The organism is Mucilaginibacter endophyticus, from assembly GCF_003351025.1.
Classification (GTDB): Bacteria; Bacteroidota; Bacteroidia; order Sphingobacteriales; family Sphingobacteriaceae; genus Mucilaginibacter; species Mucilaginibacter endophyticus.
In genome coordinates this window covers 282,706-308,615 of record NZ_QPCG01000006.1, presented here as the reverse complement: position 1 = coordinate 308,615, position 25,910 = coordinate 282,706, and the positions used below count along the sequence as shown (strand labels likewise).

Annotated in this window: 24 protein-coding genes; 9 read left to right on the top strand and 15 right to left on the bottom strand. The window is 40.3% G+C overall.

Translation table 11 applies throughout. From position 1 onward, the window contains the following. Positions 1-214 precede the first annotated feature (214 nt). The 6 genes from DUL71_RS24225 to DUL71_RS24200 all read right to left on the bottom strand — a co-directional run bounded on the left by DUL71_RS24225 (position 215) and on the right by DUL71_RS24200 (position 7,660). Entirely contained in the window at positions 215-454 is a 240-nt protein-coding gene (locus DUL71_RS24225) for a hypothetical protein (protein ID WP_114940458.1), read from the bottom strand. A gap of 743 nt (positions 455-1,197) precedes the next feature. Further along, complete coding sequence (locus DUL71_RS24220) at positions 1,198-3,579, bottom strand: hypothetical protein (protein ID WP_114940457.1); 2,382 nt, start codon at positions 3,577-3,579, stop codon at positions 1,198-1,200. Positions 3,580-3,649: 70 nt separating this feature from the next. Next, on the bottom strand, positions 3,650-4,066 hold the full coding sequence (locus DUL71_RS24215) for a hypothetical protein (RefSeq protein WP_114940456.1): 417 nt from the start codon (positions 4,064-4,066) through the stop codon (positions 3,650-3,652). Between the two features lie 133 nt (positions 4,067-4,199). Next, positions 4,200-4,742: a hypothetical protein gene (locus DUL71_RS24210; RefSeq protein WP_114940455.1), complete on the bottom strand. Its 543-nt coding sequence runs from the start codon at positions 4,740-4,742 to the stop codon at positions 4,200-4,202. Positions 4,743-4,910: 168 nt separating this feature from the next. Continuing rightward, a complete protein-coding gene (locus DUL71_RS24205; RefSeq protein WP_114940454.1) occupies positions 4,911-5,471 on the bottom strand; it encodes a hypothetical protein in 561 nt (186 codons plus the stop codon). A gap of 140 nt (positions 5,472-5,611) precedes the next feature. Then, positions 5,612-7,660 (bottom strand): hypothetical protein, encoded by a 2,049-nt coding sequence (locus DUL71_RS24200; protein WP_114940453.1) that lies wholly within the window; start codon positions 7,658-7,660, stop codon positions 5,612-5,614. A 112-nt stretch (positions 7,661-7,772) separates the two neighbouring features. Between DUL71_RS24200 and DUL71_RS24195 the strand changes: the two genes are divergently transcribed. After that, positions 7,773-8,213, top strand: a complete 441-nt coding sequence (locus tag DUL71_RS24195; RefSeq protein ID WP_161964497.1) for a lipocalin family protein — start codon at positions 7,773-7,775, stop codon at positions 8,211-8,213. Between the two features lie 7 nt (positions 8,214-8,220). Here DUL71_RS24195 and DUL71_RS24190 read toward each other — a convergent pair whose 3' ends face one another. From DUL71_RS24190 to DUL71_RS24170, 5 genes are all read right to left on the bottom strand, one after another. Continuing rightward, the gene (locus DUL71_RS24190) at positions 8,221-10,326 is read right to left on the bottom strand and encodes a hypothetical protein (RefSeq protein ID WP_114940451.1); all 2,106 of its coding nucleotides are present in this window, start codon (positions 10,324-10,326) and stop codon (positions 8,221-8,223) included. Between the two features lie 33 nt (positions 10,327-10,359). Further along, positions 10,360-10,800, bottom strand: coding sequence for a hypothetical protein (locus DUL71_RS24185; RefSeq protein WP_114940450.1), 441 nt, complete (start codon positions 10,798-10,800; stop codon positions 10,360-10,362). 215 nt (positions 10,801-11,015) lie between these two features. Next, the gene (locus tag DUL71_RS24180; protein WP_114940449.1) at positions 11,016-11,735 is read right to left on the bottom strand and encodes a hypothetical protein; all 720 of its coding nucleotides are present in this window, start codon (positions 11,733-11,735) and stop codon (positions 11,016-11,018) included. 33 nt (positions 11,736-11,768) lie between these two features. After that, a complete protein-coding gene (locus DUL71_RS24175) occupies positions 11,769-13,028 on the bottom strand; it encodes a PBSX family phage terminase large subunit (RefSeq protein ID WP_114940448.1) in 1,260 nt (419 codons plus the stop codon). A 47-nt stretch (positions 13,029-13,075) separates the two neighbouring features. Further along, positions 13,076-13,546, bottom strand: a complete 471-nt coding sequence (locus DUL71_RS24170; RefSeq protein WP_161964496.1) for a terminase small subunit — start codon at positions 13,544-13,546, stop codon at positions 13,076-13,078. Between the two features lie 173 nt (positions 13,547-13,719). Here DUL71_RS24170 and DUL71_RS24165 point away from each other — a divergent pair, with 173 nt between their 5' ends. From DUL71_RS24165 to DUL71_RS24140, 6 genes are all read left to right on the top strand, one after another. Beyond that, complete coding sequence (locus DUL71_RS24165; protein WP_114940446.1) at positions 13,720-14,226, top strand: antitoxin Xre/MbcA/ParS toxin-binding domain-containing protein; 507 nt, start codon at positions 13,720-13,722, stop codon at positions 14,224-14,226. A gap of 99 nt (positions 14,227-14,325) precedes the next feature. Next, positions 14,326-14,790 (top strand): RES family NAD+ phosphorylase, encoded by a 465-nt coding sequence (locus DUL71_RS24160; RefSeq protein WP_161964495.1) that lies wholly within the window; start codon positions 14,326-14,328, stop codon positions 14,788-14,790. A gap of 84 nt (positions 14,791-14,874) precedes the next feature. Then, on the top strand, positions 14,875-16,119 hold the full coding sequence (locus tag DUL71_RS24155; RefSeq protein WP_114940444.1) for a BamA/TamA family outer membrane protein: 1,245 nt from the start codon (positions 14,875-14,877) through the stop codon (positions 16,117-16,119). A gap of 275 nt (positions 16,120-16,394) precedes the next feature. Beyond that, a complete protein-coding gene (locus tag DUL71_RS24150) occupies positions 16,395-16,991 on the top strand; it encodes a hypothetical protein (protein ID WP_114940443.1) in 597 nt (198 codons plus the stop codon). Positions 16,992-17,137: 146 nt separating this feature from the next. Further along, positions 17,138-17,428: an RNA recognition motif domain-containing protein gene (locus tag DUL71_RS24145; protein WP_112575243.1), complete on the top strand. Its 291-nt coding sequence runs from the start codon at positions 17,138-17,140 to the stop codon at positions 17,426-17,428. A 276-nt stretch (positions 17,429-17,704) separates the two neighbouring features. Next, positions 17,705-21,748: a T9SS type B sorting domain-containing protein gene (locus DUL71_RS24140; RefSeq protein WP_114940442.1), complete on the top strand. Its 4,044-nt coding sequence runs from the start codon at positions 17,705-17,707 to the stop codon at positions 21,746-21,748. A gap of 11 nt (positions 21,749-21,759) precedes the next feature. Here the strand turns inward: DUL71_RS24140 and DUL71_RS24135 are convergent, their stop codons facing one another. The 3 genes from DUL71_RS24135 to DUL71_RS24125 all read right to left on the bottom strand — a co-directional run bounded on the left by DUL71_RS24135 (position 21,760) and on the right by DUL71_RS24125 (position 24,004). Then, positions 21,760-22,110, bottom strand: coding sequence for a hypothetical protein (locus DUL71_RS24135; RefSeq protein WP_114940441.1), 351 nt, complete (start codon positions 22,108-22,110; stop codon positions 21,760-21,762). 221 nt (positions 22,111-22,331) lie between these two features. Continuing rightward, a complete protein-coding gene (locus DUL71_RS24130; protein ID WP_208645641.1) occupies positions 22,332-22,769 on the bottom strand; it encodes a GNAT family N-acetyltransferase in 438 nt (145 codons plus the stop codon). Between the two features lie 533 nt (positions 22,770-23,302). Continuing rightward, positions 23,303-24,004, bottom strand: a complete 702-nt coding sequence (locus DUL71_RS24125; RefSeq protein ID WP_114940440.1) for a S24 family peptidase — start codon at positions 24,002-24,004, stop codon at positions 23,303-23,305. A gap of 203 nt (positions 24,005-24,207) precedes the next feature. Between DUL71_RS24125 and DUL71_RS24120 the strand changes: the two genes are divergently transcribed. Both DUL71_RS24120 and DUL71_RS24115 read left to right on the top strand, forming a co-directional pair. Continuing rightward, positions 24,208-24,399 (top strand): hypothetical protein, encoded by a 192-nt coding sequence (locus DUL71_RS24120; protein WP_114940439.1) that lies wholly within the window; start codon positions 24,208-24,210, stop codon positions 24,397-24,399. Positions 24,400-24,445: 46 nt separating this feature from the next. Next, the gene (locus DUL71_RS24115; RefSeq protein ID WP_114940438.1) at positions 24,446-24,862 is read left to right on the top strand and encodes a hypothetical protein; all 417 of its coding nucleotides are present in this window, start codon (positions 24,446-24,448) and stop codon (positions 24,860-24,862) included. Between the two features lie 81 nt (positions 24,863-24,943). Here the strand turns inward: DUL71_RS24115 and DUL71_RS24110 are convergent, their stop codons facing one another. After that, positions 24,944-25,822, bottom strand: a complete 879-nt coding sequence (locus DUL71_RS24110; protein ID WP_114940437.1) for an alpha/beta fold hydrolase — start codon at positions 25,820-25,822, stop codon at positions 24,944-24,946. Between the last annotated feature and the right edge of the window lie 88 nt (positions 25,823-25,910).

Sequence of the window (25,910 nt, the reverse complement as noted above, 5' to 3'; positions counted from 1 at the left end):
AGCAGATGCTTTTCGATGTTTTATAATGCCGGTTGGCATGTATCAAAGGTCGTGGTTATTATTTAGTTTATTGGTGACAGTGTTTTGTCAGCTGCTTTCTGAACCTGTTTTAGCCGATTTTCTATTCAGGGATTTTTAGCTTGCCGAATTGACATAACAAATGTCGGCACAAATTTACTTTAACCTGGTGGTAGTATTTTGTCAGTGCTGCAGATTAAGCTGTTTGGGCCGAAAAACTGTTTAGTGCACGCCATATTGTACGCTCGTCTTTGCCAAACTTGACTTCGGCCTCAAGCACTGCCTGGTTTTTCGAAATCCCCCGGGTTTGTTGCTGTGCAGTTACCCATAAATAAATTTCGCGGTATACAAATACCTTGGTTGTAATGAAGCCAGCTTTGTACATAGCCGAGAATATACCCTCATCAAATAGTGTGTTGGCGATCTTGATATCCATTTAGGTTAGAGGTTAGAGGTTAGAGGTTAGAGGTTAGAGGTTAGAGGTTAGAGGTTTGAGGTTAGAGGTTAGAGGTTAGAGGTTAGAGGTTAGAGGTTAGAGGTTAGAGGTTAGAGGTTAGAGGTTAGAGGTTAGAGGTTAGAGGTTAGAGGTTAGAGGTTAGAGGTTAGAGGTTAGAGGTTAGAGGTTAGAGGTTAGAGGTTAGAGGTTAGAGGTTAGAGGTTAGAGGTTAGAGGTTAGAGGTTAGAGGTTAGAGGTTAGAGGTTAGAGGTTAGAGGTTAGAGGTTAGAGGTTAGAGGTTAGAGGTTAGAGGTTAGAGGTTAGAGGTTAGAGGTTAGAGGTTAGAGGTTAGAGGTTAGAGGTTAGAGGTTAGAGGTTAGAGGTTAGAGGTTAGAGGTTAGAGGTTAGAGGTTAGAGGTTAGAGGTTAGAGGTTAGAGGTTAGAGGTTAGAGGTTAGAGGTTAGAGGTTAGAGGTTAGAGGTTAGAGGTTAGAGGTTAGAGGTTAGAGGTTAGAGGTTAGAGGTTAGAGGTTAGAGGTTAGAGGTTAGAGGTTAGAGGTTAGAGGTTAGAGGTTAGAGGTTAGAGGTTAGAGGTTAGAGGTTAGAGGTTAGAGGTTAGAGGTTAGAGGTTAGAGGTTAGAGGTTAGAGGTTAGAGGTTAGAGGTTAGAGGTTAGAGGTTAGAGGTTAGAGGTTAGAGGTTAGAGGTTAGAGGTATGTTTAGTGTGATGATTGGCATAGTCTATTTACAGGTTTACACGGTTGATGGTTTGGGCAAGGATATTTTGTTGATTGTTAATGTCCTTCACATCAACATAAACAGGGGGGAAGTTATTGATCATTTGATAGGCGAGTGTATTGGCCAGATCTTTCACATCATTAACCGGTTGATTATAATAGCGGTTAGCGTTACCGCCATCGGTAAATATACCACCTACAGCATAGCCGCGCCCTGGGTTAGGTATCGAAAAGTCGCGGCCACCGTGCGCTACGTTTATAGCACTTACCAGGTTACGGGCCCAGGGATTGCGCATGGCTTCGGATACAACAACTGCTTCACCCGAACGGAGATAAGCGTTGGTATTATCAGTTAGGCTGTAACCTGATAATAACGCTCCCCGACCATCAGACTGATAGTGTAAACCGCCTTTTGCATATTGCGGTGGTTTTTGAGCTACTATGGTTGCAACCTGTAAAGCCGTAGATGCAATTATACCGGGAATTACAAAAGGAGCCAATACACCTGTTTGAGAAGTCGCCTTGGTAACCGCTAATGCACCGTTAATAATGGCCTGAAGTATCGACGCTTTCTGTTCGGACTTAAAGGCTTTGACTTTTTCTGCGGCTTCCTTTTTTTGATACTTATCTTCAATCGCTTTTTTCTGGGTATTTGTTAGGTTTTTATTGCTTAGTTCAGCTGCTTTGTCTTTTTCCAATCCTCTTACCCTGGCATCGCTTTGAGTTTTAATGTTATTTTGAATGATAGAAAAAGCTTTGTCGGCCACTTGTTGTGCGCTTTGCAAGGCAAATTCTCTACGCTGCTGTTCGTATTGCTGGGTTAAGGCTGTAATATCCTTTTGCTTTTGATCTTCAAGTGTCTTGATTTTTTCAGCATTACCGGCAGCGAGATTTATCTCATAAGTGTATTTATCATTAATAAGTTGTTTCTCCGCATCTAACCTTTGACCGGGCAATAACGCATTATCAACCTTTTTTTGATCCTTTGCCATGGTATCCTCACGCTGCCGGGCGTCTATCATAGCCTGCATTTGCTTTTGCGCTTCTGCAAAATCATTTTTATTGAAAAACTGGATCTTATCGCCAATGCCGAGGTGAAATTTTTGTTGGAGCTCTTCACTTTTTTTGTTGTATTCGTCCTGGCCAATCAGCTTTTTGTTATACTGATCATTTAACAACGAAAGTTCAGTGTCATAATCTTGCTTATCAAGTTCAATTTGTTTCCCAAAATCAATTGCTTTGGCTTGAAGTATTTCGGCAGAGCGGGTTTGTTCAATCGTCGGTTTTTCTACCTTTTTATGAGAAATAATAGGGCCGCTGTTATTTGTATTATCCGGACCGCTTTCAGCTAACTTCTTTCCGGCTAAAATTAATTTCTGCCTCGCTTCAATTTCTTGGTATAATTTTTCATTCTGGTTGTTTAGTAGTTTCGAATCCGTTGATAAATCATATATGATTTTGTCACTGGCGGCCAGTAAGTCGTTTTGTTTTTTTAGATCGTCTTGAAATGGTTTATCTGCTTTTACAGCTATCGCATTACTTTTTGACCATCTATCAATAAATGAATCATTGTCATCAAAATCTAACTTCTCCAGACTGTCTTGCTGTTTCTTTTGTTCGGCCCGTATTTTTAAATTATTGACCCTTTCTTTCTCTATTTTTAAATCATTTTCCAGTGTCCTGCTTGCATTCGCTGTAATCCTGCTTTTTGCAGCTTCCGCATAGGCAGTAGCATAAATTTGATCTTTTAATTTTCCGTAGGCTGTTGCCGCATCTCCCGCTATAATGGCTTCATCTTTCATGTTTTTAAATGTTCCGGGCCATTGGTCTATCAGCTCAGCCGCAGCTTTCTTTTTTTCGACCATTGATAAGTTATGGCTTTGGGTAGCACGATACAGTGCCGTGAGATTGGTAATTTCGTTTTGCGCTGCCTGATCGGCTTTCAACTTGGTTTGTATAAGCGATTCGGTAATAATTGCAGTATCCTTCATGGCTTTACCCAAAGCCGATAGCGTGGTTTGCCCCTTGAGCATATCAGCAATCCAATCAATAATTACATCGCTGTAACTGGCAAGTAGGGTGATGCCCACCGAAATAAGGGAGTTCCACGATAGAAAAGATGAAGCTAATTCTTTTAAAACACTCTTAGGCTTCTGTCCGGATGCCGCAAGTTCCTTATTTTGTTCGTTTAATTTCTGCATCGCGTCTACCACTTCCGGTAACTTCTCACCAATAGCTTTAATACCTTCTTTTAATCCGTCCGAAAATTCGGGAAACTTGCTATTTACACCAACAACTGCTTTTTTTAATTCATTTAAAGCATCGGTATATTTTTTTGCTTTCTCAATATCATCGTTATTGATGTCAAGTTTGTAATTGTAATTAGTCATATATTATGTTTTTAATGCTGTTTGGCATAATTTAAACAAAGCGCCTTAGGTAAGGCGTTGTCAGTAGTGCTTAGTTAAATTTATTTAATTCTTTATCGGCACATCGTGTCCAATTTAGATAGAAATTGTTATCCGCAAATACATAATTTGGCGGTAAAGGAGGCGGAATTGATGCGTTTTTTTTAATCACCTTCCAATTGGGCGTTATAGAGTAAACGCGCCAGATCCCTTCCTTGCCTTTATCAGTGGAAGGAAATATTTTGTAGTCAATATAATTGCCGATATATGATGACTTGTATTTGCTTAGACTATCATTTACAATTACATTTCCTGAGGGTATAAGCTTGAAATCAGATGACGTTGTCGATTTGATCAAACGCTTTAATGGCAAATTAACCGATGTTACATCATCCACAAAATATTTATATGCATAAACCTTATCACCTTTATTGAAGTGGTTAACCTTGTAATTAATATAGTGAACCATTATCAATTTTCTGTTGGTAATGCCCAAAAACGCGATGATTATTAAAATAACTGTGATAGCAATTATGCTATATTTCTTTTTATTTTACATAGAGAGTTGTTTAGGTAAGAAAGATTCGACCTTGGGTAATCTTTTATTTCTTGAGAATATGAGATTCTTTGTCTGTTATTTCAATTGCCCATACATAAAGAGGGCCATCTTCAAATTCGTATCCAACTGGTGGATTACTGTCAAAGTCTTGCTTTATTAGTGCTTTCTTGTTTGTCGTGATAGAAAAGAAAATCATCGGGAAATATTTATTGTTTCTATTTTCCATGCTTTGAATTTCGTATCCGGTATATACACCTATACAAGCGGTTTTATATTTACGTAAACTATCAGCGCTTATTACCCAGCCAGAGCTTGCCATAGACGGGCGTCCATTCGAATTACCGTTTATAGGTTTAACTTTTCTATATAAGGTTATAAGAGATGAACTATCAAGCAAACGATCCTGAGCATATAACTTGTCGTTAATTTTAAAGTGGTTATTCTTAAAGTTAAGATAGCAAAGCGTTAAAAAACGTTTATTAACAAAAAATACGGATACAATTATTAGGATAATCGAGATGCCGGTTATCAGCCAAATTGTTCGTTTATTGTTTTTGTTCTGTTGCTGACTTTCAGTCTTAATCATGATAATTTAAGGTTAGCTATTTTATTGGTAAGTATAAGCGGCGGCTTCGACAAAACTATTGAAACTCAATATTTTTTAATTTATTAATATTTCAATAGTTTACAAAAGGTTATTTCTATTGAATTAAAGATGGAGATTTATTTTAGAAGAGATCGATCCCTGATAGTTTTATTTTCTAAAAATAGGAGATTCTTTGTCTGTTACTTCAAACAACGTCACATAGAGCGGCCCTTCATCAAATTCATATCCCGCAGGCAGTGCATCCAGGTAATCTTTAACTAATGCTTTTTTGTTTGTTGTTATCGAAAAGAAAGTCATAGGATGATATTTGTTTTCATCATTCGCCATGCCATATATTTCATACCCGGTATAATTGCCTATATAGGCGGTTTTATACTTACACAAACTATCGCTGCTTATCGACCAGGCGCATCGCATCATGAAAGGCTTGCCTGATGAATTACTATTTATAGGCTTAATTTTTCTATATAAAGAGACATTGTATGGCCCATAAGTTGAAGTACTATTAACGAGGCGGTTTTTAGCATAAAGTTTGTCATTTAATTTAAAGTGATTGTATTTTACGGCTAAATAATAAAGTGCCAGATAACTTTTATTATACCAAAACGTGGCGAAACCAGCTGCAACTATGAAAAGGATACTTATTAACCAGATAATTCTTTTTTTCTTTTTTTTGTTACTAAGTTCCAGTCTTTCCGTTTTTAACATGATAATTTAGGATTTGCTAATTTTATTGGTAAATATAAGTGGCGGTTTCCATAAAAAAAATAGTTAGATTGAATATTTTCTAACATTTATTAATGCTTCAATATTTTAATTAAAAGTTGTTTTTAACTATCTTAAAATAATTACCCCAGTTTCACCAATTCAACCTTTGTTGGTTGTCCCTTACGCCAGCTATCAATTTTATTGATATAATAGTAACAGCTATCCTGTTCAAGATGTACTGGGATGAGCAGATCAAGTTCCAATATATCGCGGGGCGTAAGCAAAAAATATCTCACTACCTTTTTTGTTTGAGTAAGTATTTTTTCGAGCTCGGGGTAATATTTTGTTTTTAAACCTGATAATATATTACCGTTGGTCCCGGGTTTGTCACAAAAGCAGAGATTAAATTCACCATCTGGCTTGTAAAAATAGGGTACGGATACAATGTCATTTACCTCTACTGTCTTTTCTCCGTCGGTAAATTTTACGATGGGTGAGTCTTTGAGATTGAGTAGGTTTAATTTCTGATCAATCAATATTCTTGGAGATGTACTGATACTAAAATCATTGCTGTCACTGTCCGGATTAAGCTTTTTAATTTGGGCTATGGTTCCGCCGGTAAAAACCCGGTTAAGGGTAGGGGCAAACTGGCTTTCAAACAGATCTGCACTGGCGGGCAAGGTTTTATCTTTCACTATGATTTCCGAATCGGCCAGTTTTTTAGGCAATACATTATCATCGTCCCTGTATTTCATGTAATTAACCTGCGCATAGCCGCCGAGTTGAAAACTTATGGTTTTACCCTGATCAATACATTTGCTTGTCCAGTTTTTTGCGATGGGAATATTGGCAACAATATCTGCAAATGAGTTAAAAGAAACGGTTCTGGTACTGTTGTCCGTTTGGCAAACTATCCCAAATCGTTGTAAAGTATCCTTCAATAAATCTTTCTGACTGATATCCGGAAAAATACGTTCGCATTGAACCTGTTGGCCATACAAAACCGGTTTTTGATCAACATCAAACCTAAATGCCGCACCCTTGTGAATAAAGACTGTAGTATTATAACGATGCAGGTGGTAAGTAATAAATACCGAATCACCTTTATTAAGCTCAAAATCGTACGTTAATTTTAAGTTTTTGACGGTTTCCGTACGTTCGCGGGTATTTGGCGGATATGCTTTATCGGTAAAGTTTATGGTTTGCCTGGTAGCCTCACTTTCGTGCCCGCTGGCATCCCGGTAATTGATAATGAGTTCAAAGTATCCGTTGTCGCCGGTATTGGCCACACCATGCATGTCCAGATCAAGAATAAGGCTCGCGGTACCATTAACCCGATCGGCTGCATGGTATTCCTGAAAACCTATTGGCAATGTTCTGTCTGTATTATCATTGGCATGCATACCTAATTGGCCGCCATCAATTACAAGTTCCTTATTGGTTACATACAACATCGAGGCGGATTTACTTAAACCATCAACAGAATTTTGAAAATCAGTACCATGTTCAAATTCATCATTGGCAAACTGGCAAATAAGTTTAGGATATAACTCGTTTTTAAGTAAAGAGCCGCTTGCTTTATAACCAGTGTTGCTTATCATGAGTTCTATTGCTGTTTTAATGAAAAAGCCGGGGCGCATGGTATAAACATCCAAAGGTTTATCAAAGTCGATCTCATTGATCGACCCATAGTCAACAACGGGCCAGATCCAACCCTCTTCCTTTTTTTGCGATGCAATAATGGTTCCCAGGTTCCAGGGGTGGTCATAAACTTGCCAAGGCAGGTTTTTCCCTAAGTTAGTAACCGAGCTGCTGCTATCGCCCATGTCATAAATTTTGCCTTCAAGCGCGTCAAAAAAATCGACATTACCGCTTAAAATAGTTACGTTGGCCATATCCTGTTCAATGCCGTTGAGCACAGCAAGCCCGTAAGGGATAATTTCGAGCCCATCCTGTATCACCTTTGCCTGGTAATTATCATAAGGTAGTGCGGTAGTAAAAGCTATATCATCCGGAAAGCCGAGAATTTGTCGGTTACGTTGCGTTAAAGGGAGTTGAAACTGGTTACTGGTGTTACCCTGCTGGTTTTTAACCTCGGCCAGGTTATTGATCTGGAAGGTAAGCGCTATTGGGCTATCGTCACTTAGGTCGACCAATTGATCATTAATATAAAGTTGAATCTGGTTCATGGAATTGTTAGTAGAGGCTGTTTAAAAACAATTGGTTTGTTATCAATAATTTATTAAGTTTATTTGTTGCTTCCGGCTCTGGTAGCAATCCTAAAATTGCATTTCAATGCATATGAAATTTTTCTTTGTAGTTGTTGCACTGGCGTGCTGCCTGTTATCATGTAAAAAGGACAATAGTGCCGCCAATCCTGAGGTTACCATTGTGGGCAAATGGTATCTGAAAAAATACCATACCCGCAGCTACAAGAACAACGTGCTGCTGAGGGATACAAGTCGGTCCAATTATAGCACTACTGATTTTGAGGTTTTTGATGCTGATGGTTCCGGATACACGTCAAATCTTACCCCAGCGGGCGAAACGGCCCTGATAAAATATAATTACACCTTAACTGAGAAAGTGTTAATGATAAGCCGTGATACGCCAGCATTTTATGCCGGTACTTATACGGTTATTCAGCTTACAGAAAATACACTTGAGGTTACCTATGAAAGCTCAACCGTTTTTAATGGTGATCATTACCACGGAATTGACAACATACTTTTTAAAAGGTAGCCGTTGCTTACTGGGTTTGAATATTTATTGACGGCATATTGAAGGTAATACTAAAAGGAGCCTGCCCGTTGCGTGTTTCATATTCACTGTAGGTTGCCGTATTGATTACTATGGTTTGCCATTTAACCGGGTTTTTATTCATCAGCATCTGGACTTTTGGCGAATATTTTATGGATTGTAACCCTCGAATATCATTTACGGACAGGTCTTCGGCCATAACTTTCATTTTTTGCCCCGCACTTTTGCTGATCACTTCTTCAATCCCTTGTTGGCTTTGCCAGTTTTGCACAAAGTTTTTGATGATAACCGCATTCTGAACATCCAGGCTTATTTCCTGATTAAATACAAAACGATAGTAATTCCAGGCGCCGCTCAGCCCGATCCATCTCAGATATACAGAGTTGTCATCAACCGCGTCATCGATCCTCATGGTTTGTAACTGAGTTAAGGAATGTGAACCATTTTCATTGTCATACCTGATCTGGAGGTTGAAATAATATGCCTCGGGCGGAAAATTTGCATTGATCACCAACCGGTGCAGTCCCCCAAGGCCACTTAACGGCATTGTAAAAGATGTTTGATTGCCAATGTTAAACTTACTGCCATCCTCATTCAGGATCCATGAGTTATCTTCATTTTGCAGATAATCCGGTTCCGAACCGCCGGGGAGTTGGTTTCGGTTGATATCCAATAAAGTAAGCTGACAATAGGGTTGAAGCGTTGACATCTCACCGGTATAAAGAAACCCGATATCAAATGGATATCCGGCTGAATATGCAGGTTCTTTAAAATCTGTTATCCACTGCGCGGGTGAATTGATATCGGGTACATAGGCGGCAAGGTTCCCCCCGTATTTATCCCCAAGTTGTTTGGCAGCGTAAACTACATAGTACGGATGCTGAATCTGGTTGAAGTTGCTTGTAAAACCTTCGGCTGATCCATCATCATAGTGTTGAGCATATTCAACCGTAAATTCGGCACAGAGGTTTGTATCGCGGTAATCAATCTGGTTGTAATTATTGCCATCAAACGGGCGTAATAAGCTCTGTAAAAAGTTTGACAGATCAGCTTTAATCAATCCCGTATTATCTGGGCGATTTACTGATTTTATTGTGGCCGATGCGTTGGTTAAAGGATCGGTATAAGTTATACGGGTGTGCAGTTCATAATATGGATACATGCTGTTTATATTAATAAAGCCGGTAATATCGTCTCCTGCAAATGGCGTGTTAATTACAATAGTGCTTATACCGATAACCTTATCTACAATATAAATTCCTTTATACGCCGGCGTATAAAGGTATACTTTATCACCTTCCTTAACTTTTGCCAATCCTGTATTAGTATTGTTAAGATTTGCATTAATGCTGATGCTCGCGTAGCCTTTTTCACTATCCGCCGTTATGCTTTTTATTGTGAAATCTTTCCGTTGATAGGTAAACACTATGGGGTTAAACGCCGCGTTCCAGCGGGACACATATCCATCGGGAAGTGCTACTGAAGGATCGCCGGTTAATAGGTTTGTGGCTGTTGGGATACTTACATCCGCAGTATCGGTACATCCCAGTGGATTACTGTCTTTAACCATTACATGTTTTAATCCACCACTTAAACCTGTAAAAACGGCTGAGCTTTGCCAGTTCTGGCCCATGTCAATACTATACGATATGGATGCGAAACTTGAGCTTGCATGAACTGTGATCTGGGCATCTGCAGCCCCCGGGGCCGATTCGATCTTGTTTATATCGATATAGTTTATCTTCAGATCGCAAACAGAAGGGTTAACAGGTGGGGTGTTCCCTGCTTTTACAGAAATTAAGGTGAACGATACGTAATCACTTCGGATCATATCGCCCTGGGGACTGTATTCAAAATCCCTGATCACCCCGGAATAAAGGGGAAACGATTGTCCGGCCACAATAACCGTGTAATTGTTTGTTATCCCGTTTTGGTTACGCTGATAGGTCACTTCACAATTATTGCCGTTAGTAGGTTGCCTGGTATCTGCGTCAATAATACTTATAAATACATCGCCCTGGTCTATCCGTCCGCCGTTTTGATCGGGGTAGGTTGTTGAGCTGATGATTTCATTTATTGTAGCTGTAATATTCATTTATTTATGAGTTTGTTTTAAGGAGGGAGTCATTTAAAAAATGTCGAAGTACATGGTTGATAGTGTTATAGTTAAACCAACTCCTGTGGTATTAACATCAAACTTGTTATAAACCGGTACACATTTGGCTTTTTGCCCAGCCTTGATTCTGAAATATCTACCCTCTCCTTCACGGTATTTAGAGGCTTTTACCACAAACTGATTGGCCATTTGCTGCGCCTGCGCTATGTAGGTTTCGTTTTCGGCTGTATACTGTCCAAAATCAGTTTTAAACAGGAACTCCATATAAAGAGTAAATGTATTATCAACAGAACCATTAACCTGCGGACTAACCTCAATGGGCTGAGGCGGATAGAGAAATACGCATGGAAAGGTAATGTCGTCTGCAAGGGTATTTAATTCGGCCTGGGTGCCGTAGGCAAATGCCGGCTGACTGTTAAGTGTTTGTACAATAGCTTCTATTTGGTTACGCATAATAATTATAGGGCCCAAATCCCCGGTTTGGGTTGGTTAATTGTGTTAATAGCCTTGCCAGGGATAAGGCACTTAAATTGAGGTTTGAGATAGTTCGCTGTACCGTTTTTGATACTCGGCCTCGGTTTTGTTTAACAGGAGTTTGGTGAGTACCCGCTCATATGGCATACTCATGATCAGGTGCCATTTGGTAATATCGCCACCGGCTAATGAGTTTACTGTATTGATATACTTGAATTTTTCGAACGATTGGATCCCCGCCCTTTTTTCAAGCGCGGTAGTAGCCGAAGCCAGAAGTTTGTTTTCGCTATCGATAAGTTCGGATAACATGTAAAAAAATGCCTCGAGATGGGCAGTGCCTCCGTTACCCGTAGCTTTTTTACTTCATCCATAAAGCTTTCAACCTCATATTCGTTGTATGGTTTACCCGTTGCCCGGCAGTAAAAGTATTGCGCCAACACCTGGCAGCAGGCAGTTAGCGAAGGGTTAAAATGTTCCTCCCAGTCATCTTCGCCATGCGTTTTTATATGCGCGTTTATTTCTTCGGTAATGATATCGCGTGCCGCCATAAAAGCACCCGCAGGTTCAACCGAGAGGTTTTGCATGACTTTTACCCTTGTTTGTTTGAGCGAGGATCCATTGATGCCCGGTAACGTGAAAGTTACCTCTTTCGGGATTACATTGCTACTGTGTAGGTATTTGATCTGGCCCGACAATGAAAGCACAGTGTCTCCAAATTGGTGCAACTCATCATAGTTTTTGATATTCTGAAGCTCAGGAACGGGTATACCGGAAAGTATGCTGATAGCCTCAGTGTCCGTTATATCAGTCTTAGCTTGCAAGTCCATCATTTGACCAAGACTTATTTCATTTAGTTGCGTTGGCATCTGAATGCGAAGTTTACCCGCGGTGGTTTTTACTATTCGTTCTATCATAATTAAAATCTGTATCGGTTTTTATTGTAACGCTCAGATCAGTCCGTGTAACGCGTTTGTTTGTTGACTGCTTTGCTGTTGAGGCAGGCGTGATTGAAGTTTTCCAGTGTTGCTTATTCTTAATTTATTAAGAGCGATATACCTTAACGGATCTATTAAATGGTTCCATGAATCAACAGGCTCATTAATGGTTTTGCCTGTTGTATCCACGCGCCACTTATAACGGTTAAGCTCGTTACGAAGGTTTACACTGTTACGGGTTACATTTATTTTGTAACGCCTCAGGATATCAATAGAGTTTTTGACGCTGTCGGCGCCTTTTTTTGCGGCTGCGGTACGCCAGCCCAGGCGTTTTAGCTCTTCAATTGATTTTGGCTCGGCGCTATCGGCAATAATCTCGTTATTGATGCTTACCCCGGCTGCTTTTAATTTTGCAGATATATCGGTATTGGTTAGGCCTGTTTCATAAAATAACTCATTGGCCCACAACTCTCCATTTTGTTGGTATAGCTCGATACAACCGGTTTCATCATTGGTAAAACCAAAATCCAGGCCCAGCGCTATCAAACGTGCATCTGCCGGGATTGACTCGCAGATATGCCAGTTGTCAAATATCAGCCCGGTTATTTTGCCGGTTAAGCCGCGGGCGTATACTTTCCACAGCTCAATATCAATGGTTTTTAAGGCTTCTATTTTATCGTGCATTTCCTGTGCTAAAAAGGGATTATGCCTATGGTCGGATACAATAAGTTGTACGCCCGGTTTCCCGATCAGATGTTCATGTACCCAAAAGCCTGAGTTGGGGTTGTAGTCGATAAAAATGCGCTTTTTAGTGCGAAGGGCCAGTTCGGTATATACATCCCAGGTAAGGCCATTAGCTTCATTTATAAACAAATAGTCACGCTTCCCAGACTTAGCATCCTGGCTATTATCGTAGCTTTTGAACTCGATTATGCTACCGTTAGCGAACTCAAAAATACGATCACTTTTATTATAGTTTTTAATTTTTGCCTGTAAAACCGGCGAAGATCCATATATATTCAACGCATCGCGCATCGCACCTGCTTTAAGGTTAGGGATATCCTGGCCTACTATAGTGATTACCTGCTTGGGGTTTTCGCCGGCGATACAAAATAGCGCCTGTTCAATGGCAAATGTTTTACCGCTGCTGGTGCCGCCCTGGTTAATCACGATGTGTGCTTTTGAAAGGTAATTTTGTTTAAACAGGATTGAGCAGTGAAAACCTTCCGGTTCTTTAAGTGTAATTTCGGTACTTATTTCGTCATTGGTCATGATTATTAATTGTTTATCTGCTGGCTGAAGTGCTGTTGGATACCTGGTTATAATTTTACATCTTTTTCGCTGGCAGCAGGAGGAGGACCAGCGTCAAAGATCTCTACTTTGAGGGTGTTTTCGGTTTCTGAATTGGCTGTTGCCTGCTCATGTTTTTCGCTCCATCCCATACTTTTTAACGCGAACATTGCGCCTGTTGTATTTTGATGTAAATGTGCTTCATAACTGGCTTCTACACGTAAAACTCCCTGTTTAACAGCTTGCGAAAAACAGCCATGCTGCACATAATCCTGAAATTCCTGTCGGCTGCTAAAGCCAAGGGCGAGGGCCAATCCCGAGAGGGTGGCCGGTTCAGGCTCACGGTCCCAAACTTTGTGTTCAATAGTTTCTGCATTGTCTTTGCTGCTTTTTAAAGGTTTTTGTTCGAGGTGGTATTCACCTTTTATAGTGTCGAAATATTTATCAATAAGCCGCCTAATCTGGGCGGCGTTATTGCAGGAAGATATATCGGGTTTCATTATGTTTATAATGCCGAATGGCATAAAAGAATAATCAAATGTCGGAAATATTTTTTACAATTACTAATTTTATTGGTAATAATTTTGTGCTGATAAAAGTTACAGAGAGTAAGTGCTGATTATGATTAAATGTAAATATTTTCTTTTTTAATAGAAAATATTTACATTTGTATATGAGCAAAGCAATCAAACACCGTAGTACGGCTATCGAAGCCAGGCAAGGGCAGGCGGCATCCCGTCCTTATGTATTTACCGATGCGCCTATGCAGGTTTTTAATGATCTGCTGGTGCCTTATGAAACCTATTTTAAATCGCCTTTAGCTAAACTTGGGGCTATAAAACAAGGGTTGCATTCCAATTCCATCACCGATTTATTAAAAGTAACCGGTGCAACTCAAAGTGATATTGCCAAATGGCTGCATATTACTGAGCCTACCTTACGTAAGCATCTGCAAAGCGCTCATGAATTAAACCAGGGGCTTAGCGAGCATATTATCCAGCTTTTTGAACTTTTTGATAAAGGCCTTGATACATTTGGTGCCCTTGATCAGTTTAAAGGCTGGTTAAAACAATACAATCCGGGTATCGATGCTGTTCCTTATGACCTGCTTGATACCATAACAGGTATTAGTATTGTGATAAGTCAGCTGATCCGCATTGATTATGGCGTGCTTGCTTAATATCAATTATTGAATTAATGATTTAGTGAATTGTTGATTGTTCCTGATAGAACTGTATTTTTGATCGCTAATAATTTATTAATTTATCTACCCTGCCTTTTGAACGTTTACCGGATAAGCCAAACTAAATACGCTCATGACCGTAAGGGTTCAGGTATTGACGGCCGCTGGAACTCATTGGGGCAATACATGATCTATACGGGTGGCTCCCTTGCCCTTTCATGTCTCGAAAAACTGGCACATTCACCTGGAACAGCTTTGTACGCCGGCGACTTTTCCGTAATTATATTTCAAATACCCGATACTCTGCCCATATTTGAGATCACTTTAAACCAGCTTCAAAAGCTTAATGCCAATTGGTATAAGGTAATCAATTACCCGGCTACCCAAATGCTTGGTGATACCTGGCTTCGTAAAATGGAAACAGCTGTTTTGAAGGTACCCTCGGCAATTATCGATCTGGAGTATAATTACCTGTTCAACCCGACCCATCCCGATTACGACAAGATAACCATCAGCGCCGTAAATAAGTTCACTTTCGATCCCCGGCTCAAGGCGCAATAAGACTTTGCACAAACAAATAACTTAAATAATTATTTTATAATTGCACGGATATAACCTTTACACATCCTGCATCGAATAATTATAATGGGTATTAATAAAACAGGCATTTTAATATTTGCAGGCTTGCTCATAGGCATACGGGTGCATGCCCAGGATCAAAAATACATCCCCATAGGGCATACTAAATATAAGGATACAATACTTGTCACCCATCCCGATACCACCTTTGATAAAGATATTTTTGATGTTATAGGATCCATTTTTGGCGAAAGCAAGAAGCCAGGTAAGGTTGACTCTGTAACTTCAAAACCTGTAATATCAATTATCCCTGCCATAGGATATACTTTGCAAACCGGCCTGGCCGGTACCATATCCGGCAATGTAATTTTCAGGTTAGCGCCAGATACGCGTATCTCCACAATAACAGTAAATCCTGCGTACACTCAAAATAAACAGGTAATTATCCCTATACAATCAAACATCTGGTCAAAAAACAATAAGTATGATTTTATCGGCGATTTCAGGTTTTACAAATATCCGCAAAGCAGTTTTGGTTTGGGCAGTAATTCTGACAGGGATAATGAGAATCCTTTAGTTTATAGCTTTTTCCGTTTTCATGAGACTGTATTGCGCAATGTGGCCGGGAATTTTTATGCCGGTTTGGGCTATATTTTTGACGACCGGTGGAATATGTACGAGAAGGGACAGCTCAATGGAAAAGTATCAGATTATGAAAGATATGGCCCCGTTAGCCATGCCATATCGACAGGGATAACATTTAGCGGGTTGTATGACAGTCGCGATAACCCAATCAATGCCTCACGCGGTTTTTACAGCTCATTGCAGTACCGGGACAATTATACCTTTTTAGGAAGTACAACTGCCTGGCGTTCGTTAATTGTTGATGTACGTAAGTATTTCAGGTTCCCTGAAAGTTCAGATAATGTGCTGGCCTTTTGGTCGTACGATTGGTTGGTAATACATGGTCGCCCGGCATATCTTGATCTGCCGGCCACAGGGCATGATCCAAGTTTTACTACAGGCCGCGGCTATATACAGGGCCGGTTCAGGGGGGCGCAAATGGTTTACCTGGAAAGTGAGTACCGGTTTAAGATAATGCGCAACGGTTTGCTTGGCGGCGTAGCCTTTGTAAACGGCGAATCATTTTCGGCAGCGCCCGGTACGGCTTTACAAACTATACAGCCCGGTTTTGGCGCAGGTTTAAGGGTAAAGTTGAACAAAGTGTCTAAAACCAATATTGCCATTGATTATGGTTTCGGACGTGAAGGATCAAAAGGACTGTTTATTAATGTAGGCGAGGTGTTTTAATTGTCATGTATTAATTTGACTGACAGTGTATTGTATACACCACAGATTTTAATTTTTGCATTTGTTACAAGTAAAAGTCCCTGAAAACAGGTTGTTGTTTATTTGTTTTTTGCATTTTTATTAAAAGTGCCTTGTGGTGCAGTAAAATAGCAACTTTTGCATGAATATTGACGTATATCATACAAAGGTTAAAAAAAGTTAAAAAATTAATTTGTTTAACTACAATTAATGAGATTTGTAATTATTTATTGCTATGTTTATTCGCCAATAAGCCTATGATTCGTGCCAGTATTACTAAATGGTTTGTTTTACTAAGTCTATCCATTTCGGTGGCCTTAACTTCCTGTCAAAAAGACGAGGAGGTGAAGGATATTAGCGCGGTTAAAACAGCTACAAGTAAAGACAGCGTATCATCAGTAAACATTATCAATACCCCGGGTAACTTCCTTGCAGGAAAAGGCACCTTAAAGGTTACCATCGAAGATTCAACTTATACTTTCGATGCCAGTCAGGATTCAATCGCATTTATCAATGTGCATAACGGCGATGACAAATATTTCGGCATCACAGCAATCAATAAGGCACATAACATGAGTTTTGGCATTAGCTCATTAGGGTTGGCCTCGGTGAAAACCAGTAATGATGTAGCCGGAAGCCAGTTTCTGTTTAAAGTTGACGACAAAAAGCCTTTACTGCAATATACACTCACCAAATATGCCGGTCAGCAGGATTTTGGCAAGATAGATATGGATCAGTATAATCATGACAACATGATTGCTAAAGGTACCTTTTTTACCTTTTTAGCTAAAGATGATAAATCAGACTCTCCGTTTTATCGTGTTGAGGGCAGTTTTGAGCTACAGCTTAAATAAAATTCAGTTCTGTTTTTACGTTGGTTCGGAAAACTTTTCTTCAGTAATATTAAGGTAAAAAAGCCATTACTAAATTGTCATTAACGCTTTGAGGGGCGGTAATATGGCTCTTTTTTTGTACCTTTACGCAAATTTTAAAAACATTGATGAAAGTATTTATTGCAGGTCTTCCTTTAGAAGTAGATGAGGCCGAATTAACAGCTGTTTTTGGTGACTTTGGGCCTGTTAAATCGCTCAGGATCATTAAAGATCGCGAAACAAAAGAGAGTAAGGGTTTTGGTTTTGTGGAGATGGTTAACGAGGATGAAGCGAAAGAAGCAATACGTTGCATGAATGGAGCAAGTTATTATGGTCGCAGGATCACGGTTAACATAGCCGAAGATAAAGGTCCTGGCTTTAACGGTGGCGGCCAAAAAGGTGGCTTCAGGCGTAATTAATACCAAATAAAACATTATTCTTCTTTTTCAAAATATTAGCCGGCATTGCCGGCTTTTTTTGTTTTCGGCCGTAATCCAGAACTGAATAATTAAAATCATATAACGTTAATTGAGTTGCCGGAAAAAACTTATTTTAGTATGTCTATAAGTGATTGGTAGACTGATGAGATAAAACAGATTACGATAACCTTACCTGCAATTTAATGGCCAATTATATCTGCTCTTATTATCTTCCATATTCTGGAACTCGCCTGCTTACAATTTAAAATAACAGCAGTGCATACTTTCCTGAAACCGGCAATAGCAGCAATTGCGCTTTGGCTAATAGCTCTTTCGACTTTTGGCCAGGCGCCTGATATTACCTATACCACTCCCAATGTTTATATTCTTGGTGCCGAAATAACGCTATTAAGTCCTTCAAATACCGGTGGCGCTGTGCCTGCCACTATTTATTGTGAAACTAAGATTGTAGCGGGTACAGGTCAGTTTGGCAATGTAAATGGTGATGCGGCTGCTGCACAGTTTAAATTGCCATATGGTATAAGTATGGATGCCGAAGGAAATACATATATAGCCGAAAGTGGCGGTGGAATCCGCATGATAAGTGCTTCCGGGCAGGTTTCGTCAATAGCCGCCGATGCGTTGCCTGGTCCCCCGTTTAACGTGCCCAAGCTTAATAACCCCCGCGGCGTAGTTAAGGATAAAAGCGGCAATTTATTTGTAGCAAATTACAGTAATCACAACATACTAAAAATTACACCTGCTGGGATAATTACAGTTTTTGCCGGTATTAACCAAAGCGGTACTGCCGATGGTCCGGGTGATGTGGCAAATATTATCAATCCTAATGGTATTGCGATTGATAAGGACGATAATCTTTATGTGTCGGATGGGAATAACGCAATCCGCAAAATTTCTCCGTCGGGGTATGTATATACGCTTGCTGGCCAACCGGCCGCAGGGACCTTAGATGGAGTGGGACCTGGTGCCAAGTTTAACAAACCGGCCGGACTTGCAGTTGACAAAGATGGGAACATCTACGTTGCAGACCCCGGGGGATTTGTGATACGTAAAATTACTCCTAACGGGCTGGTTACAACAATAGCCGGGAGTGGTTCCTTTGGTACAGGTGATGGAAACGGAGCAGCAGCTAACTTTCAATTTCCCGTGGGGATAACGGTTGATCCATCCGGTAATTTATATGTTACGGATGGTGGGGTGGGCACCGTACGGCGGATTTCGCCGGATGGTGAAGTTAAAACTATAGCAGGGGGCGGCCCTGTAGGAGCGGAAAGCGGGGTTGGTGCCAATGTTCATTTTAGTAGCCCGAGTGGTATAACAATTGGGCCGGATGGTAATTTATACGTGGCTGAGTATGGTAAAAATGCTATAAAACGTGTTATAGCAACCGGGTATACCATTGATAAAGCGTTGCCTGCCGGCCTTGTCTTTGATCCTAAAACAGGCATTATTACTGGCACGCCTACAGTTTTATGGCCAGCTACTAATTATACTGTTACCGCATATAATGCAGCCGGCAGCAGTAAGTTTATAATGAGCATAGAAGTTGATGATGTGGCAAAGCCGGTTATCAATGGTAGCAGTGCCAGCGGGACTATTACAGCTTGTGTTGGGACAGCATCTGCAAATTATCAAACAGTCTTGGTGGCGGGAACTAACCTCACCAACGATGCAATTGTTATAGCTCCTGCCAATTTTGAAGTGTCGTTAACGCCGTTAGGCGGCTATGGCAGCACTGTCATCATACCACTTGCTGATTTGGAGCTGCCGCCTGACGGAGATGGAATTGCAGTATATGTTCGTTCTGCAGCAACAGCGCCTGCTGGAAACCTAACGGGTACTGTGTTATTAAAATCAGCAGGGGCAACGGATATTCAGGTGCCGGTAAGCGGAATGGTAAGCCAGATTATGACACTGGGAGTGAGTATTAATCAGCAGATTTTAGGTTGTCCCGGCGAGCAGGTGATACTTGTTGCGTTGACGCCCAATCCGCCCAATAATCTAAATTATCAGTGGTACGTAAACGGCAATCCCCGGGGGGGCAATAGTGTAAATTTTATAAGCTCTGAAATTAGCAGTACAGATGTAATAACGGTAACTATGACTAATACCGTTGATTGTACAACTTCGCCATCCGTTACTTCTGCTCCGGCATCACCCATGTATATACCGTTAGTAACGCCGTTAGTAACAGCAGAGCAACCGGATTTAGCTTGCCCGGGGGAGTCGGTAATGTTTGTGGCAAATACACATGGTACTGAGAATGTTAGTTCTGCTTACCGCTGGGAGATAAACAATATTGATCAGCATAATAACAGTAAAACATTCCAGGCGCCTGCTACAATTACTGCGGGTGATAGAGTGACTGTTACGCTGACCAATACAAGTGTTTGCGGTCCATTGAGTGCAACTTCAGCCTCGATATCGCCTATGTATATACCGGTAGTGCCCCCGGTAGTAACGGTGGAACAACCGGATTTGGCTTGCCTGGGACAGTCAGTAATGTTTGTGGCAAATAGCCATGGTACTGAGACTGCTAACTCTGTTTACCGTTGGGAGATCAACAATATAGATCAGCATAACGGCAATAAAACATTTCCTGCGCCTGTTACTATAACGGCTGCTGATAAAGTGACTGTTACACTAACTAATACAAGTGATTGCGGTCCCCTGAGTGCAACTTCTGCTCCGGTATCTCCTGAGTATACAACGCCGGTAGTGCCTCCGGTAGTAACGGTAGAACAACCGAATTTGGCTTGCCCGGGGCAGTCGGTAATGTTTGTGGCAAATACCCATGGCACCGAGGTCGTTAATTCCGCTTACCGCTGGGAGATCAACAATATCGATCAGCATAATAACAATAAGACATTTACAGCACCTGTTACTATAACGGCTGCTGATAAAGTGACTGTTACACTAACTAATACAAGTGATTGCGGTCCCCTGAGTGCAACTTCTGCTCCGGTATCTCCTGAGTATACAACGCCGGTAGTGCCTCCGGTAGTAACGGTAGAACAACCGAATTTGGCTTGCCCGGGGCAGTCGGTAATGTTTGTGGCAAATACCCATGGCACCGAGGTCGTTAATTCCGCTTACCGCTGGGAGATCAACAATATCGATCAGCATAATAACAATAAGACATTTACAGCACCTGTTACTATAACTGCTGCTGATAAAGTGACTGTTACACTAACTAATACAAGTGATTGCGGTCCCCTGAGTGCAACTTCTGCTCCGGTATCTCCTGAGTATACAACGCCGGTAGTGCTCCCGGTAGTAACGGTCGAACAACCGGATTTGGCTTGTCCGGGGCAGTCGGTAATGTTTGTGGCAAATACCCATGGAACCGAGGTTGCTAACTCTGCTTATCGTTGGGAGATCAACAATATCGATCAGCATAATAACAATAAGACATTTACAGCACCTGCTACTATAACGGCTATTGATAAAGTGAGCGTTACGTTGACTAATACAAGTGATTGCGGTCCCCTAAGTGCAACTTCTTCCCCGATATCGCCTTCATATAATTCACCACTAACACCAATTGTAACTATTAACCACTCATCGTTTTACCCTGCTTGTGAAGGGATTGATCAAACTTTTACAGCAGCGTCACCTAATCCGGGCGTTAATCCTAATTATCAATGGCAATTGAATCACGTTAACGTTGGCGGAAACAGCGATAAGTTTAAAAGCAGTACTCTGAAAAACGGCGATGTGTTAACTTGTACCATAAGTAGCTCTGGACAATGCGCTATACCGGGCATCAGCAAAGAGTTTTTTATTCAAACCAACGAGCTGCCTACAGTTGCGTTTAACGGGAATGTTACCATTAAAAAAGGTGAAAGTATTACCTTGTCGCCAATACTATCCAATGGAATTGTTAATTATAGCTGGTCGCCTTCGGTTGGGTTAAGTAATTTAGCTGTTTCGTCTCCAAACGCGTCGCCAACTGTAACTACTACATATACATTAACGGTAGCATCTGCAGGGGGATGTCAGGCATCGGCCAGTATTAAGGTTAATGTACTTGAACAAATGCTTATTCCAAATGCTTTTACTCCAAATGGCGATGGTGTTAATGATACCTGGCGCATAACAGGACTTGCTGCATATCCAAACTGTACAGTGAACGTATTTAATAGGTACGGTGCCGGGATCTTCCGTTCGGTGGGCTATAGCAAAGATTGGAATGGATCTTTTAACGGGTATGTATTGCCTTCCGGTACTTATTATTACGTGGTTGATCTTAAGGATGGCAACAAACCTTTATCAGGTTATGTTGTGCTCTTGAAATAATAGTAAAGGAATTAAGAAGCCTGCGCCAGCGATACTTTGTTCGGATCGATATTGTTGAGCAGGGTATCCAGTTTAAGGTTAAATTCCTTTAGTTGAATGTCGCCTTTTTCAAAGGCTTTGGTTAATTGGGTTAGTTCTTCTTCAAGATGTTGAACATCAATATTGTTTGTGGCGGTACTGTGCTTTTGATGGTCTTCAATAACTTCTATTTTATATTCGGCAGCTTTAAGCAGGTATGCTTGTTGAACATCAAAAGTGATATGACTGTTATCTGTCACTTTTGCTTTTTGTTGTTTGTTAAATTCTACTAAAATTATAGCAGCAATAATAGCGGCAATTACCAGCATCATTATAGGATCCATCTTCTTCTCTCTTTATTGTTACAGGTTTATGATTCCGGACTCAGGGCCGGCGGCTTATAATTGAACTAAATATACCTGAATAAAAAATAAACTAAAAGGCAATTGTTGAAAAATTGCTCATTTGTGAATAACTATTGAGAAATGACTGTATGTTTTGTGTAAAAGTGTGAAATTTCAAAAGAAAGAAAATGAGAAATTTCGTGCAAATGCTTTCTTTATTGTTAATTGTGGTTTATCCGTTTTTCATAACATAAAAATCTTAGGCCTGGTCTTAGATCTAAGCTGATTTCTCCTGCCAAAACATAGCCTAATTTGGGGAATAATTTTTGAGTTGCCTGATTGGCGATATTAGTGTCAATTCGTAATGTATTAATTCCACGCCTGGTGGCTTCTTGTTCGGCTTGTATTAAAAGCGCTGCTGCAACACCGCGACCCTGGTAATTGATGTTTACAGCAAGGCGATGTGTAACGATGGCGGTTTCGGTGATGTCAAGCCCGGCCTGGGCATATTCGGCATCCTGATCGGTAGTGATTGCAGCTACGCCTGCGATAGTCCCGTTAATTTCGGCTATCCAAAGCTGGCTAAGGTCAATATCGTTAGTAAATACCTCTTTACTGGGATAGTCATCATCCCATTGAAAGTTACCCGCTGCTTTCATGGCTGGTACCAAAGTATTAAAATCTGTGGTATATCGTTGAGGGTGGCCAGTCTGATTATCATTCTATCTGTCGAAAAAGACGTCGCTAAAATATGGAAGTTTAAGGCTGGAAGATTTGCATTTTGTAATAAATTTTATCTGCTACTTCAAAGCGCGGCGCTCTCTAGGTACAATTTTTGAAGGAGATTGTATTTGCCGGGTAACTGTACAGAATAATAGGAGGAGTAGGGCATAAAATGCAGAGTTTTGTACCCAGTTACCAACACTGAGTTCATTAATAACAAATTTTAACATCTCACTTTGCATCGCTTAAAAATTTAGCCTTGCTTAATACTATAATTTTGATTCGCGGCATCTTCAAAGGTTTAAAAGTACTGCGGAACAATAAGCAGGGCGTAGATAAATTAATGTGTACTACATTAACCGTATATGCGTAAGAATGTTGTTAATTATATAATGTTTTTAATATTAATGGCGGAATAATGACAGCTGCATTTTGTTGCGGTAATAACAAAATGCAGCTACCAAAAAGATTAGTGGTTGTGTTTTTTGTGAATGTCTTTAACAAGACAAAGCTTTTTGATATCGGCTACTTTTATAATGAACGGTGCGTATTTTAACCGGTTGCCAACCATTTCGGTTGTATTATCTGAGTGGGCAATTACCTCGTCGGGACTATCGCCGGCAAGCAGGCGTTTGTACATGCGATAATCTCCCCACTCGATATAATACACCTCTCCGGGTAGGATCTTTTTATCGTGAATTATTTTTAGTGCCACCCAGCATCCGTTTTCAAGATATGGGTACATACTGTGCCCCCAAACCGGAAGCGCGAAATCACAATCCTCAATACCCGGGAAATTCATATGGCCAACGGGCTGGGAATCATTAATGTCATTATATACTTCCACGCCGGAAGCAGTAGCGGAAATTTCATACATCGGTATGCCTTCGCTGTGTTTGGATACAGGTTTTGATTCAGAAAAATTCTGTTTTATTTCTCCTGATATGTAATCTTTGTATTTTTCTTTAAAAATACGGAGTTTTTCTGGATCTATGTTTTGTCTGCTCTTTATTATCTCTGTGATTGAGCTTGGAGAGTTAAAGCCTAAAGCTTCGGCTAACTGCGCATTGCCGTTAAATGCCTTTCCTTTAAGTTGGTTGTAAATGATAATGAACTCCAATGTTTCTGGACGCACAATCTTTATTTTGTTGGGTTTTGATCCGTCTTCCATGATTAAAAATAATTAAAGATTATTCTTGATTTTAATAAAGATTATTCTGTATATTTGTTTCGTTGATAATTGCTAATGTAAGTCAAATTATTCACAAATCAAAATATAGAACTTTGTTTATCAAGAGTATTCTTTTGTTGAACTATGGTATTCTGTATTTTAAAATCAAGAAAATATAGATAATAATCAATAATAACGGCACCATGTATATAGCATTTTCGGCGCTCAGGCAACCGGCGCAAATCAGTATTAATGAATATAGAACCGACGTAGAAAATGAGCAGGAGGTATTGCAACGCATAGAAGGGTACAGGATGGCATGCGAAAAATATCGCGACGAAATTGCCGCTATTCAAAAATATATACCTGGGTGGATGCCTTCATTTAAGCGGTAATAACGCATCATAAACTTTATTGAACTAAAATAATATACTAATTACCATGATAAAAATTTCTCAAAAACTTAAAAGCCAGCTTTGGTGGCTTATTATTTCGGTTGACTATGATTATAGCCGGATAACCATTGCCGATCATGACCTGACAGACGAAGTACTTACTTTATGGTTGGAGGATAAACAGGATTTCAAAAATTCAATTGATGAATGCCTGCAAGTAGATATTCGTGTGCGTGATATGGCCCGCATAATTAAAACCGAAAACCTGAATAGTTATGAAGGTACCAGGTTGCACCCGACTAAGAACTTTGCTTATAAAACCCGCATAGAAATTAATGCGCCTGTGCAATGGTACAGGGATGATGCATCGATACAAGAACAGCAATGGACTCGCGAGGCTATTCTGAAAGCACTGCTTACTCAGCTTGTAGAAGCAGGTGCCGCAAGTGATTATGCTTATTAGAATGGATTTTAATTATGCTATTTGGAATTTTTATCATATATAACAAATGAATAAAATTAGGTTTAAAGCTGTTTCAATCAGTTAAATCTTATTAATAGCCTGCTGCAGAAGCTGGTTAAATTCAACAGGTTTTTCAATCATAGGGAAGTGCCCGGTTGCATGAATTTGTAATAGTTGATAGGGGATACCTGCCTTGATAAAACCGATGGTATCATTAGGGGTATAGTCGCTGTTAACGAGGTGGAGTTTTGTTTTTGTGGCCTTAAGTTTGGCTACGGTATTAAAGCCATTATCTTCCATGCTTGCTATGGCAATAGCGCTATCGGCATTAGCTACATCATTGAGTATCCGTTTTCTGATGGCTGTGTTGGTTGTTTTATAAAAAAGATCCTGGTTAAAATACGCTGTGGTAACTGCTTTGAAATGTTTTTTTAGCTCGGCTATGGCTTTTGCGTAATCTGCTTTTGCATTCGTGCTTTCAGGTTTTCCGTCAAAACCTTTAAAGTTATCAATACCAACCAGGCCTATAACTTGTTGTGGTGCGTTAAGCTTGGCTTGTACAATAATTTCGCCCGCCATGGAATGGCCAATGAGTATTACGTTTTTTAATTTAAGCGTATTTATTACAGCGGTTACATCACCGGCAAAATCATTTGTTGTCCATGAGTTGCGGTTTTTACCCGATTGGCCATAGCCTCCCAGATCCATAGCAATCACCCGGTATTTTTTGCTGAAGTGTTTTACCTGGTTGTCGAAATAGCTTTTGTTAATGCACCAGCCATGCACAAAAAGCAGGGTAGTATCACCTCTGCCCGTATCTGTATAGGCAATGTTAACACCATGGTTATTGACTTGTAAATCAGATCGAAGAGTCACTTTTTTGCTTTGCGGGTGCTGAACACAGGCATACCACAAGCCAATTGATGCTAATAATGAAAACAACGCGGGTAGTTTTTTCATAAACGGATATTTATATACAGCGGTTTCACTATATAAATATCCGTTTATGAACGGGTTAGGCCAAATGTTTAACTTATTTTAACAATGG